The 13924-nt window shown below is 37.2% G+C and carries 16 protein-coding genes; 9 read left to right on the top strand and 7 right to left on the bottom strand.

Going from position 1 to position 13924, the window contains the following annotated elements:
- Positions 1 to 334 precede the first annotated feature (334 nt).
- The gene (locus CK510_RS14980; RefSeq protein WP_095722467.1) at positions 335 to 1435 is read right to left on the bottom strand and encodes a metallophosphoesterase family protein; all 1101 of its coding nucleotides are present in this window, start codon (positions 1433 to 1435) and stop codon (positions 335 to 337) included.
- A 201-nt stretch (positions 1436 to 1636) separates the two neighbouring features.
- Between CK510_RS14980 and trmB the strand changes: the two genes are divergently transcribed.
- The 4 genes from trmB to CK510_RS14960 all read left to right on the top strand — a co-directional run bounded on the left by trmB (position 1637) and on the right by CK510_RS14960 (position 4351).
- On the top strand, positions 1637 to 2275 hold the full coding sequence (gene trmB / locus CK510_RS14975; RefSeq protein WP_095722468.1) for a tRNA (guanosine(46)-N7)-methyltransferase TrmB: 639 nt from the start codon (positions 1637 to 1639) through the stop codon (positions 2273 to 2275).
- 66 nt (positions 2276 to 2341) lie between these two features.
- Complete coding sequence (locus CK510_RS14970; protein ID WP_095722466.1) at positions 2342 to 2965, top strand: Uma2 family endonuclease; 624 nt, start codon at positions 2342 to 2344, stop codon at positions 2963 to 2965.
- A gap of 338 nt (positions 2966 to 3303) precedes the next feature.
- Positions 3304 to 3639, top strand: a complete 336-nt coding sequence (gene psb28, locus CK510_RS14965) for a photosystem II reaction center protein Psb28 (protein ID WP_095722465.1) — start codon at positions 3304 to 3306, stop codon at positions 3637 to 3639.
- A 208-nt stretch (positions 3640 to 3847) separates the two neighbouring features.
- A complete protein-coding gene (locus CK510_RS14960; RefSeq protein WP_095722464.1) occupies positions 3848 to 4351 on the top strand; it encodes a MogA/MoaB family molybdenum cofactor biosynthesis protein in 504 nt (167 codons plus the stop codon).
- 73 nt (positions 4352 to 4424) lie between these two features.
- On the opposite strand, the gene CK510_RS14955 is transcribed toward CK510_RS14960, so the two are convergent.
- Positions 4425 to 4832, bottom strand: a complete 408-nt coding sequence (locus CK510_RS14955) for a hypothetical protein (protein WP_095722463.1) — start codon at positions 4830 to 4832, stop codon at positions 4425 to 4427.
- A 2-nt stretch (positions 4833 to 4834) separates the two neighbouring features.
- Complete coding sequence (locus CK510_RS14950) at positions 4835 to 5830, bottom strand: hypothetical protein (protein WP_095722462.1); 996 nt, start codon at positions 5828 to 5830, stop codon at positions 4835 to 4837.
- A 271-nt stretch (positions 5831 to 6101) separates the two neighbouring features.
- Between CK510_RS14950 and CK510_RS14945 the strand changes: the two genes are divergently transcribed.
- From CK510_RS14945 to CK510_RS14925, 5 genes are all read left to right on the top strand, one after another.
- Entirely contained in the window at positions 6102 to 6596 is a 495-nt protein-coding gene (locus CK510_RS14945) for a helix-turn-helix domain containing protein (RefSeq protein WP_095722461.1), read from the top strand.
- A 36-nt stretch (positions 6597 to 6632) separates the two neighbouring features.
- Positions 6633 to 7076 carry a Tse2 family ADP-ribosyltransferase toxin gene (locus CK510_RS14940; RefSeq protein ID WP_095722460.1) on the top strand — a complete coding sequence of 148 codons (444 nt, stop codon included), beginning with the start codon at positions 6633 to 6635 and terminating at the stop codon, positions 7074 to 7076.
- A gap of 30 nt (positions 7077 to 7106) precedes the next feature.
- Positions 7107 to 7631: a hypothetical protein gene (locus CK510_RS14935; RefSeq protein ID WP_095722459.1), complete on the top strand. Its 525-nt coding sequence runs from the start codon at positions 7107 to 7109 to the stop codon at positions 7629 to 7631.
- A gap of 224 nt (positions 7632 to 7855) precedes the next feature.
- Positions 7856 to 8059: a type II toxin-antitoxin system HicB family antitoxin gene (locus CK510_RS14930; protein WP_095722458.1), complete on the top strand. Its 204-nt coding sequence runs from the start codon at positions 7856 to 7858 to the stop codon at positions 8057 to 8059.
- Complete coding sequence (locus tag CK510_RS14925) at positions 8056 to 8280, top strand: type II toxin-antitoxin system HicA family toxin (protein WP_095722457.1); 225 nt, start codon at positions 8056 to 8058, stop codon at positions 8278 to 8280. Before CK510_RS14930 ends, CK510_RS14925 begins: the two co-directional genes overlap by 4 nt.
- A 219-nt stretch (positions 8281 to 8499) precedes the next feature.
- Here CK510_RS14925 and recJ read toward each other — a convergent pair whose 3' ends face one another.
- The 4 genes from recJ to CK510_RS14905 all read right to left on the bottom strand — a co-directional run bounded on the left by recJ (position 8500) and on the right by CK510_RS14905 (position 13746).
- The gene (recJ, locus tag CK510_RS14920) at positions 8500 to 10926 is read right to left on the bottom strand and encodes a single-stranded-DNA-specific exonuclease RecJ (RefSeq protein WP_095722456.1); all 2427 of its coding nucleotides are present in this window, start codon (positions 10924 to 10926) and stop codon (positions 8500 to 8502) included.
- A 187-nt stretch (positions 10927 to 11113) separates the two neighbouring features.
- The gene (locus CK510_RS14915) at positions 11114 to 11758 is read right to left on the bottom strand and encodes a GNAT family N-acetyltransferase (protein ID WP_095722455.1); all 645 of its coding nucleotides are present in this window, start codon (positions 11756 to 11758) and stop codon (positions 11114 to 11116) included.
- 68 nt (positions 11759 to 11826) lie between these two features.
- Entirely contained in the window at positions 11827 to 12654 is an 828-nt protein-coding gene (locus CK510_RS14910) for a PD-(D/E)XK nuclease family protein (protein WP_095722454.1), read from the bottom strand.
- A gap of 261 nt (positions 12655 to 12915) precedes the next feature.
- Positions 12916 to 13746, bottom strand: coding sequence for a methyltransferase domain-containing protein (locus CK510_RS14905; RefSeq protein WP_095722453.1), 831 nt, complete (start codon positions 13744 to 13746; stop codon positions 12916 to 12918).
- Positions 13747 to 13924 lie beyond the last annotated feature (178 nt).

Here is a 13924-nt window from a genome sequence, read left to right as displayed (position 1 = left end):
AAACGGCTTAAAATTTGACTAATATAGAACCCCTCTCCAACCTCTCCCCTTACTAAGGGGAGAGGCTTAATAAATATAAGGTTTGGCAGATGAAAAGTATAATCCTTAACCGTTTTTAGTATATATAAATAATTTAGTGATTCTTGTTTGGATACAATATGAATTCGGGCAAATAAATTAGGGTAAATAAATTAGGGCAAACAACCGTTTGCCCCTACGGTATTTGCGATCGCATTTATTCCCTTTGAAAAGCAAGCTACGTAATAAAACATGTATATTTAAGTTGGCGCTACTATTTAATTTAACTGGATAATTGGTATATTCTCACTTGCCACTACAATAAGAGTGAAATATTATTATCAACTAATGTAGGGCTTCCAGATGATGAAATTGCACTATATTTTTGAAAGTAATGATTAACCTCTTTGGGGAAGTTTGGGTTATCAAATACAGCGTCTCCATCAGCGATATTTGCCCAAAAATCCCGTAAAGTGGGAGCTAATTCTTCGGCTTTTGCTGTAGGTAAATTTAATGGTGGTAATGTCATCAACTTGACGAGGAAGGGAAAACTGCGATCGCTCATCCATTGACGGGAGTATTCTTGCAAATTTGGGTATTCGGGGACTGACTCGACGCGATATGATAAAATTTGTAATCTGCTCTTGTCATATTGATTCTGATGATATTCAAATATCCGGTATGGATGGGGGTAGCTGACTAAAGAGCCTGTGGTAATGTCATATATACCATTGAAATTGGCGATATCTTGAACGTGTAAATGTCCTGTAAATACTAGTTTGACTCCGAAACGCTGCAATATTTCTAGTAATACAGGTGCATTTTCCAGCATGTATCGACTTGCCATTGGATGACGGGATTGATTAGGCAAGTGTTCGATGATATTATGATGTATTGTTACTAAAACTAATTCGTTTTTTACTGAACTAAGTACTTGTTCTAACCATTGCAATTGTTCTTCATCTAAACGACCAATTTGCTGTTTTTGTGTGTCAAAGCTATTGGAATTCAGCGCAATTAACTTGACTCCTGGTAATAATTCGCACGAATAATAGAGTTTTTCAGTATTTTCATAGCCGAACTTGCGATAATATTGGGGAAAATCTTTGAATGCGATTGATTGACTGTCGGCTTCGATGACTGGTACATCATGATTACCAGGAATTACATAAGTTGGAAATGGCAGCTTTTCTAAACGTTGTTGTAACCAAGTATGATTTTCAGGTTCTCCATGTTGAGTTAAATCTCCTGGAAGTAGCAGAAAGTCTAAATCGAGTTGTGTTAAGTGTTCGAGTACGCTTTCAAACGCTGGAATACTGACTTCTACTAAATGAAAACGGCTAGGATGGTTCCAAATGGTGTGAGGAAGTGCAATGTGCAAGTCACTGACTACGGCAAATCGAAAGTTCGGAGTCATTGGACAAAAGTTAATTTTATGATTGTTGTTTAATAAGGGCTTTGCACAAAGTATACCTCTAATATTTCAAAGTGGCGATCGCACTATTTTGAATAGTTAGGAGTTTAGAAGTTAGGAGTTAGGAGTTAGGAGTTAGGAATTAATAAATACCAATGCCCAATGTCCCATTCCCATTACCCATTCATTACCCAATATACAAATATGGTTCGTGTTCGAGTTCGTCAGCATGTCAATCCACTAGCAAATAAATATCAAAAACCTATTAACCCGGTTGACTGGGAAAAAATATATACAAAACTAAATCAACCGTTACATTTAGATATTGGTTGTGCGAAGGGGAAATTTACCCTACAAATGGCAGAATTGGAACCAAGTTGGAATTTTTTGGGGTTAGAAATTCGTGAAACATTAGTAATTGATGCGAATAGAATACGTGATGAACAAGGATTGACAAATTTACATTATTTATACTGCAATGCGAATAATTCATTACAACCCATATTATCGGGAATCCCCGCAGGTTTATTACAGCGAGTCTCGATCCAATTTCCCGATCCTTGGTTTAAAAATCGTCACGCAAAAAGACGTGTAGTGCAACCTGAATTAGTCGCAGAATTAGCAGAATATCTTGTACCTGGAGGAATTGTTTTTTTACAATCTGATATAAAATTTGTTGCTGATGAGATGCGATCGCGGTTTTTTGAAAATCCTATATTTAAAATTCAAGGTAGTAGTGAGTGGTTAGCAGAAAACCCTTTGGAAGTGCCAACAGAACGGGAAATTGGGACTCAAAATAAAGGTGAACCTGTATATCGGGTTGTTTTTGAAAAAGCGCTATAATCTCGCGTCATAATATATGTATATATAGAAAAATCCAGTAGAATCCAAAATCGTGAGTTTTTGAAGATGCAAACAATATTACAACCCCAGAAAAAAAAGTATACTTCTGAAGAATACCTCGCACTTGAAGAAAAAGCGGAGTTTCGGAGTGAGTACCATGATGGAGAAATTATACCAATGACAGGTGGATCGATTAATCACAACTCTATTATTATTAATTTGTGTGCTTACCTGAAGCTTACATTACGTGGAAAAAATTATAAGTTATTTGCCAGCGATTTACGGGTATGGATGAATCGTTATCAAAGATATGTTTATCCGGATGTATTTATAATTCAAGGAACACCTGTTTTACACGAAAATCGTACCGATACAATCACAAATCCACGTTTAATAGTCGAAGTATTATCAAAATCAACCCAACAATATGACCATACAGAAAAGTTCCGCTATTATCGTTCAATTCCCGATTTTCAAGAATATCTATTAATTAATCAATACGAAATATCAGTAGAACATTACATCAAAACAGGTGAGAAAGAGTGGATATTACGAGAATATGAAAATATGAATGAAGTAATTCAGCTTTCCTCAATTGATGTTGAAATTACTCTAAATGATATATATGAAGGTGTTGATTTCGAGCTAGAGCCAAAAGCTGAGTCCGTAAGTGAGCATCAAGACGAATAAATATTACAACAAAATCGCTAGTATTCTATGTATAAGTGGGTCGTGAGTTGAGAAGAGTAAATTTCGCAAAGTCATGCAGATTGCGATCGCAAATGATGCTCTTTTGTATTTAATACTTAATAATGTAAGTAGTAATGAGTCCTACAACCTATATATAGATTACTTTTAGCTGTTTAAGAATATAAAACACTTCAAATTAATAGCATTTTTTATACCTTTGATTTATATTGATTCGAGTTTTTACTTAGATAATATATTCTGAGAAAAGTTAGATTTGTTGGTTCTAATTGATGAGAGAATATTAGTTTAAGCGTTACGGAAATTAAAGATTACTCATCATGGCTCATATTCAATTTTCTAAAGGTATCACTGAAGAAATTGCTCCCGATGTACGTCTAACGCGATCGCGTAGTGGGCAAAGTGGAACAGCTACGTTTATTTTCAAGAATCCCAGAGCTTTGGATAGTACCAGTACAGAAGAAATTACGGGGATGTATCTGATTGACGAAGAGGGAGAAATTGTTACCCGTGAAGTCAAAGGAAAATTTGTGAATGGGAAAGCAGATGCTTTAGAAGCTCTGCTAATTATGAAGTCTGAGGAAGAATGGGAGAGGTTTATGCGGTTTATGGAACGTTACGCAGAAGAAAAAGGCTTAGAATTTGGTAAATCCTAGTTTAGTTAGGAGTTAGGAGTTGGAAGTGATGAATTAAGAGTTTTAAATCCTTTGTAATAATACCCGTTAGCCTCATTCCTTCTCAATCGAGTTAGAAATTAATAAGCTGTCAAACATTTAATTTGCATATTAATTAATGTTAATGACCTGATTTTTATAACTTCTAACTTCTAATTTATAACTTTTAACTCCTAACTCTCAACTCCTAATGTCTTATCTTCCCCATCCAAATTCATCGGAAAGAACAATTAACTGTGCAATTATTACCATTAGTGATACACGCACATTTGAAACAGATAAAAGTGGTCAATTAATTCGTGAATTGTTGGTTAATTCTAAGCATGTTATTCCTGCTTACGCAATTATTAAAGATGAACCTGTTGAAATCGAAGCAGAAATACAAATATTAAAAAAACGTGTGGATGTAGATGTAATTATTCTCAATGGTGGTACGGGAATTGCTCCGAGAGATACAACCTATGATGCAATTGAGAAATTATTAGAAAAGATATTACCTGGGTTTGGCGAAATATTTAGGTTTTTAAGTTATCAAGAAATTGGTTCACGTGCGATCGCATCTCGTGCGGTTGCTGGGGTATATGGGAATAAATTAATTTTCTCGCTTCCCGGTTCAAGTAATGCGGTACATTTAGCGATGGAAAAATTGATTTTACCTGAATTAGTTCATTTAGTCGGGCAGTTGAAAAAATAATCTAGAGACGTGATATCTCACGTCTCTCTAAAATTCGGCTACATTACAGTACGCTAGTCACAAGAACGTAAAATTAAAATTCCCAATTATGGTCTGGGTCATCAAGGGCAGTTCTAACTGATGCCAAGTCAGTAAGGTCTTTAAAAGGACTAGACTTCGCAATTTCTGTAATTGAATGCAGAACTACATTTAATTGGTTGTTATCACGATTTGCGATCGCATTATCAACTTTTTCAAATAAGAAGCGAAAGTTTTGAGAACGTTCATCAAATGATAGCTCAAGATACTTTATTAAAGCATCACGCTGCGCTTCAATTTGAGTGACAGTTGTTTTTTCCCAAGCTTCAATACCACGTCTTTTTGTACGTTCTTCTTCTGCAACTATTTTGTATTCGGCATAAGCTTCAACAATAGTATGTAAAGATTGAGAGGCATCTGTACCTACACTTAATACTTCTACAGGAACTTTTTTTGCATTCATATTTATTTACCTGGTAGAGTGCGATATTTTTCTAATATTGGTACTGTGCCTAAGTTCAACTTAGCTTCATTATCTAAAATAGGTGTTTTCAAAATTTCTACTAATCCCTTTATTAAGAGAGCTACTTGTTGAAATTGTTCGGCATCTCTTTTGGGATCAAAAGTTTTATGACGTTTCCTAAGGAACTCCGGCACACCTGAGTGTTCTTTTCCAGGATTAATAGCATTGAAAAGGTACTTCACCAGCTTTGGAACCGCTATATATTCAAGTTCATCAAGACCTAAAACTGCCCTATTATTAAGAGATTCAAAAATTTCTCTCAGTTCAGTGATGCGTCGCTTAACTTGTTGTGAATAATCTTTAGTAGCATTTATTTCTGTGACTGCTTTGTTAACTTTAGCTTGATATTCACGTGCTTTTGTCATTGCTTTTTCACCTTCACTAGCAGCAAAAAAGCCACCAATTGCTAAAGCTGGAAGAACTGTAATACCACCTAAAACGATAGTACCAAGAGCCATTCCACCACCACCAGCCGCGATCGCTCCACCACCAAACCATGCCAAGGTAGCATTCCAAGCTGCTGCACCACTAAGGCTAGAAATTGCTGTTCCGGTACTTGCTGCTCCTATGGAAGTAGCAACTCCGATCGCACCACCGTAACTAGCAGCAGCAGCACCAGCAGCTTTAGCTCCTTCCATGAAATATTGTTCTGCTCCTATTGCCGCAGCTTTACACTCTTTAAGTTGCTGAACGGAAAAGTCCATTCCTTCTAAAAATCGCTTTTCACTTTCGGAAGCTTTTCTACCAGTACGCTCAAGAAATTCTACAAAGCGCTTAATCGTGTCTCTTATTATATTAAGTTGGATTTCTCCGTATTCTTCTGCTAGCTTATTTGTTTCTGCTTCCTCTATTTTTAATTGTTTTAAAGCGTATTCATATCGCTCTTGAGCAGCTTTCGCAAGCTCATTAGCTTTCTGCCCAGGGTAAAATGAAACCATGATGATACTCCTTGGAGGGATTTAAAAAAGTTTTCTTTTTTATACTGAGTTAATAAACTTACTATTGCAAGTAATTACCTCAAAAACTATTTTGTTGATATTTGGTTGTAAATAGACTTTTTAAATTTATTATCTACGTATAAAAACGCATTTAACTAATTATCTATGTCTATATTTAGACTATATAAATGATTATTAACAATCGGGAACTAACAAACACTAGTAATAAAACTAGGATATGATTAGGAAAAATTTTGACAACTGACCTGTAATGACTTCTAGCAACGAGCAATTCATCCAAGCAGCAAGGCAATGGGACTTAGAAACGTTGTATATAGACTTAGCATCTGCAAAGGGAAAGCGTCTCACCCCAGTAGAAAAGTTGCACTTGCAGGGGTTACTTTGTGGTTTTAGTCCAGTAGAGATTGCAGATAAATTAAAAAAAAGTGCTAGAGGTGTTGGTGTTGACCTCTGTAAAACTTTATATGTCTATGTTAAAAATCTGGTAGATAAATCCGATGAAAATGTAGAAAACTGGAGAGATATTACAGAATGGCTGGAAGAAGCAGGATATAAAACACAGAAATATTTTGAAGCTGATAATGCTGATAATTTGCCTTTAAAGATTATTGTAAATAAGGCAAATATAAATCTTGAAAATAATAATTTAATCATAGATTTAAATATACGAATAGTTGCTCCCTCTCATACGGAAGCAATGGTTATAGAAGATAAAGATATACAGAATGGAAAAGTTGAAATGTAGTGATTTATTTCAATCTAAAAGCAACAGAAAATACAGATGGTAAAACTTTACTATAGAGGAATGGCAGAGGAAAATAGTAAACCCAAAGTAGGACGTAGCGCTAGACTATTAGGAATTAGACCAGGTATTGATATTGATGTTGAGCAAGTACCCGAAGGCTGGTTAGATGAAGAAGGATATTTATTACCAGAATTGGAACGCCAATCTACTAGTGAAATTGTGATGGTTGTCATTAGAAATACAAAAGGAATGTCCACTTCACTTTCTATTGAAAGTTTGCCATCATTTCGCAAACCCCCAAAATTTGGAGGTACAGGAAAAGACTCTTTATGGCAAATTGAAGATAGCAAAATTTGTGGAGATATTGAAGCAATACAGGATAGTTCTACTCACGTTAGCATTATGCCAAGAAGTACAATGCTCTTAGACAAGTATGAAACTGCTTTGATGAATACCCAAGAAGATTGGGAAATGGTTTAACTGGTCGATACTTTAAATAGGAGAACTGTAATGGCATGGATATTTAGTTTATCTGCTGAATGTGGCTCCAAGCAAGAAGACGCAGAAAAATTTGCACAATATTTTGATAATATCTTACTGACTCTTTCCAATGGCACTCAGTCACAGTGTCAAGTAAATGTTTTTCAAGATATTGAAGAAAACTGGTGGTGTCGGGTTTATCCAAATAATATCAGTGAAGTTGGAGTTGATACAGCAGAAAGTGCTTATTTAATGACAGAAATTGGTATCTTACTTTATAAGTATTTGCGTGAGTCTCCTAGTTTTCGCTATGCTTTGGTAGGAATAGAAGTCGATGAGTTTAGAACTTATAATGAGTTGCGAGAAGAATTACCCAATTTAAGTTTTCCTGGTTTAGTAATAGCTGAAAGTGTTTGGAATCATACTTTTTCATCCGAGTATTTTCGACCTTTTCGCTTGGGGTATCTTTGGAAACCCTACGAAGGAGAAGTTTATAAACCACTAATAGCATCCTCAGATTTAAAGAATAAGTTGAATGAATTGTTGAGTGTATAATTTTGGAATTGCGATCGTATTGTAAATTATTACTTATTGACCCAACAATAAAAACTATGTCCAGTCTTCTATTTGTAAACTCGTAATTTTTCCAAAATCTTTTTGATTTCGAGTTAATAAAACCGCTTGTTTTACCAGTGCGATCGCAATTATTACCTCTCCTCACCTAAAATTACTTATAGCTATTTTTAGCTATAATCAATAGACTAAAAGGGTAATATCATATGAAATGGCGAGTAATTCTCGAACCCGATCCAGAAACAGGTGAATGGGCTGTTTGGTGTCCTGAGTTACCTGGTTGTACCTCAGCAGGGGAAACTGAAGAAGAAGCTTTAGAAAATATCCGCGAGGCTATTCAACTTTATCTTGAAACCGATCAAATTCAATTACCACTAGGGACAATATCCCGTGAGGTAACAGTGGGATGACTCGTACACGACGGATGAATGCGGATGAGGTTGAGAGAATTTTAAAAGACTACGGATTTGAGTTAGTTTCTCAAAAAGGTAGTCATCGTAAATGGCGAAATGTCGATCGTCAACTTCAAGTGATTGTGGCATATCACAAAGGTCGTAATTTACCAATTGGAACTTTGCGTAACATAATGATAGGTGCCAATATTCCTGAAGCTGAGTGGAAAACTGATTAATTTAACAGTGAAAGAAATGTTGGAGTTTCTTTAAAATAGAAATTTTTTTACAATGTGTTGATTTTGTCTTGGTTTATTTACAGCAGATTTTCAGATAAATGAATGTACACTAGTAAAACCTAGCAAAATGTAGAGATGCAAATCTTGCCAAGAAGAGGAGTTGCAGGGGATACTCTCTGATGTCAAGTCTCTTTATATTCAATAAAAATGCAAACTGCTTTATCTTGTTGCCATTGCGAGAATGGTTGATAGGGGAACTTTAGCAAAATAATCGCGTTGAAATTGTTCTTCTTTGACTGCAATCAGAAATTGTTGAAGTGAAAATTCTGCTTGTTGAAAATTTGGTTTGCAATCGGAATCTTCAATAAAAACTAACAAGCAATATTCCGGAGTCGTCACTGTATCATTACGTAATGTTGCTCTTATCCCTAAATAAGGTAAAACTTTTAAACCTAAATGTAGAGTTAGATCGCCAATACCAATTTTCTCCCGTAACTGCACACGGGTAACAGCTTGTTCAGTACGTGCGAGATATTTTCCCAAACCAGCTAAATTCCGCCAAATCTCTTGTGCTGGTTGATGTTCCGGTTTCTTCCAAGCTAGGGCTAGGGGTTTCTTTTGGTGATGCGATCGCTTAATCCAAATCCTGATTTCATCCCAACTTGTAGGTATTTGATTTAGATAAAGTGGGGGAATTGAAGTGGGAAGTGATGGAAATTCTGATAAATTTCGCCAATCCAAGGCAAATTTATTATTTAATTGATTATTTATAGACAAGCTATTTAAAATATCAAAATTATTTTCATCTATATCTATTAAACCCTGAGCAGAACGCACCGCAATCAAACGAATTTCATAGCGTTTTTTAAAACTATTAAAATCAATTTCCGCAATACAATCACATCTTCCCATCGGTAACTCTTCCTTATAATGTCCCCACCAAATCCCCGGAAAAGGATTTTTTGTTGACTCATCGCAAATATTAAATTCAGTTTTGATATACTGTATCTTTTTCCCTTTAGAATCCTGTTGATTGCGATGCCAAGAATTCTCAAACCAGCAATTTTGAATTAATAATTTTGGCGCAGGATTCCCCATCCCACAAGGTTCCAGCAATTTAAACTCTAAAAATAATTCTTTCCCCAAATCTGCAACCTTCACCGTAATATCCGCTTGCACAGTCGGTACAAGTGATATACCCCCAGATGTGCGACGCAACTGTTGATTAATTGCTTGGGTAAAAATAGGAATATTCTCCACAGGGATACTCAAACCAGCAGCAAACGGATGTCCCCCAAACCTATGTAATAAATGCGCTTGTTCCTTCACTAATTGATACAAATCGACAGAATTTATCGATCGCGCAGAACCACGAGCTAAAAGGGGAGTTGTGGAAGACAAAGAAGAAATTCCCATTTCCTGCCCTTCTCTTTCCTCTAAGGATTGTTCCGTACTTAAAAGAATTGTGGGTCTTCCTGTCTCCTGTGCTACTTGACCAGCAACCAACCCTAAAACCCCAGCCGACCATTGTAGGTCTGCTAAAACGATGACACTAGTGGTTGATAAATCGAGTTGAGAAACCTTATAATTAACTTGCTGGGCAATATCCTTCTGTAAAGACTTGCGTCGTGAATTAGCAAGTTCGGCTTCCTCAGCCAGCTTATGAACTAACTCTAAATCGCGGCTAGTAAGTAATTCCACACAAAACCTTGCGTCACCTTGGATACGGCTCACAGCATTAATTCTTGGTCCCAAACCAAAGGAAATATCAGTTGGGCGATCGCCACTTTTCTGGCACAATTCTAATAGTCTTCCCAATCCTGGACGACGACGTAATGTCGGGGGTTGTTGGAAGTCTGACTGCAAACGTTGAATTCCCCGTTGCGCTAAATAACGGCAATCTCCACTCAGTTGTACCAAGTCTGCAATTAAGCCAACAGCAACCAAATCAAGTAAATCCTCAAGCGGTTCTTGGGGAATATTCGGTAAAGCTTCATAAAGCGCTTCTACAAGCTTATAAGCTACCGCTACCCCGCTCAGATGATACAAAGGATGTTCCTTAGCTAAATAGCGAGGATTAATGATTGCCGCAACAGGAGGTCTAACTGATGGTAATGTATGGTGGTCAGTGACAATAACATCAATACCCAATTTGTTCGCGTAAATAATTTCATCGATATTGGTACTACCCGTATCGCAAGTAACTATTAACTTACATCCCAGTTTTGCTAAATTATCAATTCCTGGCAAATTCAACCCGTGGGATTCCGTCATCCGATTGGGAATGTAATAACTCAAGCTGGTATTTTGCGGGAAAAACTGCCCTAAACCATCCCAAAGCACAGATGTTGAAGTAATCCCATCAGCATCGAAATCACCCCAAATCGCCACCTTTTCATTCTTTTCCCTGGCAACTTCCAACCTTGCCACAGCCAACCGCATTTCTTCCCCAAACTCCAATGCGTTAGCTGGTTGATATACTTTAAAATTGACAAAAGCTTCTAGTTGTGCAGGGTTACGAATACCACGCTGCCATAACAACTGTGCAGCAAAATAACCCCGCGAATTGGGAGTGTGACGTTTCACAGCTTCCAGAAACCACTCAGGAGGTTGTTCTGCTGCAACTAAATTCCATTGTTGTTCCATATTTAATCGGGGATATTAAAAATAAATATTTATCAAATTAATAATACACATGTTCCTATCACTAGTTAAATTGTAGCAGCGAGAAATTACCCGTGAACAAGTCCAATACAAGTAAGCTTCTCCAATTACTCTTCCTCTCCGCGCCTCTGCGTGAGCTAAACTTATACCTATGAGCAACATCTAAAATTCATTCATCAGAATTAGAAGATTCATTCACAAGCGGATTGAGAATCACCTCATTAGCAGCAGCATCAGCTTTTCCCGCACGGATATTTGGATTGCGACGACTGCGTTGAGTAAAGCGACGATACCCAGCACGTTCGGCTTTTTGAAATTCATACTCGATTAATCTACCGTAATGCTCGTGTTGGCTGAGATTCATCGATAAAAACACATGTTCACGGGTATTCCCAAAACCCTTACGGCTAAAGAACTTTATCGCTGGGACATTAGCAGGATCGGTATCCACCAACATAAACCTTGCCCCATCCTCAATCATCCGTGCGATCGCTTTATCAACCAGCTTATCAGCAACACCCTGACGCTGACATTTGGGGTTCACTCCCAACCACAATATATAACCATAAGTTAAAGAAGCTTTAGTAATAATTGTGCCTAAAATAAAACCCGCAAGTTCCCCATCAATCTCCGCAACCAGGCAATATTCAGGGTCAGTATTATAAAGACCAATTACCTCCCACTCATCCCAAGTTCTGTATAAATACGGATATAATTCATTCGTAAATAACTCTTCCCCCAAATGATAGATAGGGGCAATATCATCAATTCCCAACTCACGGACAAAAACCGCATCATTATCATCAAACTGCATAAAATATTACTCAACACCCATCCCACAATAAACAATTTTGGGATAATTTTTTAATCGGAATGTCTTACTTATAAACTGACTTCTTCAATCGTAGCAAGGTGGAGTAAAGTACTATCCACTCCTAAAGATGGAATATGATTTGTAGAAGTTTCATCGACAAATGCGTATATGCGATTGCAACGTACAGCAAACTGACAAGATTCACAGACTTTACTGCCTTCAGAAACCTGCGAAAATTCTGTACCTTGATAATATTCAGCTAACCATTGTGTTAATTTGCTCAACAATTGATTTAATCTCTTCTTAGTTTGTTCATGTTGTGCAGTACTATAACTAAACTTAATATTTTCTGGCTTACCTTCTGGTTGAACAAACCAATAAGTCATCGAAATATTTTCAGGTGCATACTGACTAGTTTCCGCCAAAATATACAGATAAAGTTGTGTTTGCCAGTTTCTTTCTAGAGAGCGTTTATTAGGTGGTTTAGGATAGGTTTTCCAATCGAGGATTTGCGCTTGGTGATTATCCGCAATCAATAAATCATAAATAACCGTCAATAAATAATTTTCGACTTGCAAAGTGCGGTACTGTTCACTTTCCTTAAAAGATTCATTACCAGCAGGTTCTAATATTTCTGGTGCAACTTCCGCAAATCCCTTCATCCAACTGTGTAACTGTGCATCTGCTTCCAAAAAACTATTAATCGGTAAACCAATTTCTCGCTGCTGCATCAACAAGTGGAAATGACTTCCCAAAAGTTGTTTTTCTTCATGTTGCGGGTCTGTGGGAGAATAAAGTTGTTCCAAAAAAGCATGTTGAAACTGACGTGGACACTTTTCCAGAATCTTCAATTGTCCCTGTGAAAGTCTGATTAAGTAAGTTTCATCAAATAGCATAACAAGAGATTACAGAATAGATAGAACTATAAAAAGAATATTCTCTTAAATTGTAGCTTTTCAAATTATGTTAAAACCGAATCATACCAATAAAATATGACCTATCCCTTGGGGGAGAGGCTTAAAACCTCCGATTTTCCTTATATTACTCTTATCCCTCCCTTCTTAGGGCAGGAGGGACGATTTTTGCACAGCAACAATCAGGGAGAGGTTCCATTATTGTTTCCTTAAGCTTTCCCTACTCATAACTGCCCTCATCCCCTAATAAGCTGGTTTTCGTCCACTAACAAGAAATATAGTAGTTTGATGTTGAAAACGTCCAGCAACCTCTGCCCGCTTTAAATCATCAAGCCAACCTTTTCCCTCTATTTCTGATACTATACCTTTAGTAATAGCAAGGTTGATATATTTATTAATCAGTTGTTTTTCTCCGCGATCGCCAATTTTTTTGACCACCGAAGATATGACAACAACATTAATATCTACGAGTTGCAAACGCTCAAATAGTAAAGAAATTAACATCCCAATCCGAGGACTACGGAAATATTCACAGTGACAGCGAACCAATTTGCGTGTCAAGACGGGTTTGCTTCCCTTAATGGTAATACTTCCATAATCTGGTTCAGCTGCCACTATATTAGCTCCTGGCTTGGCAACACGCACCATTTCCGCGATCGCTTGCTGGGGATTATCTAAATGCTGCAATAAACGTTCTGCTCGACAACCATCAAAGCTGTTGTCAGGAAATGGCAAATTTTCAGCATCTCCAAAATGATATTCAACTGGTAATCCTAATCCTTTCGCTCGCTTCTTTGCCTCTGTAATCATGGTGTTGCTAAAATCAACCCCAACAACTTTTCCACGTTTACCAACCAACTGAGCAACTACTAAGGAATCATTCCCCGCTCCACAGCCAATATCGACAATGCGATCGCCTAAATTGACATCTAGCAATTCCACCATTCTAGACTTGATCGATTGCCAAAATTTACCAGCACCGATTTCATCCATTCGTTGCACACATTCCATCGGTTCTGGTGTGCGATCGATATGACTATAAGCTGACTCGGTGAGAAATGCTTGGCTATCCATTCAGTTAAACGTCAATTATACACCACCCAAATCATTTACCCAAAAAAACAGCAGTAGCACCATAATATGGTTCGCAATCAACAACACTGTAGGGGCAAACTATATACTTACCAACACTATCACGCGAAGGGTGGGGAGACCTTTCAGGTAAGCGCAAAGCGCAGGCTTCGCCAACGCC

This window comes from Brunnivagina elsteri CCALA 953, from assembly GCF_002289455.1.
GTDB classification, from domain to species: domain Bacteria; phylum Cyanobacteriota; class Cyanobacteriia; order Cyanobacteriales; family Nostocaceae; genus Brunnivagina; species Brunnivagina elsteri.
The sequence above is the reverse complement of the archived record's forward strand: the minus strand, read 5'-3'. Positions and strand labels throughout refer to the sequence as shown.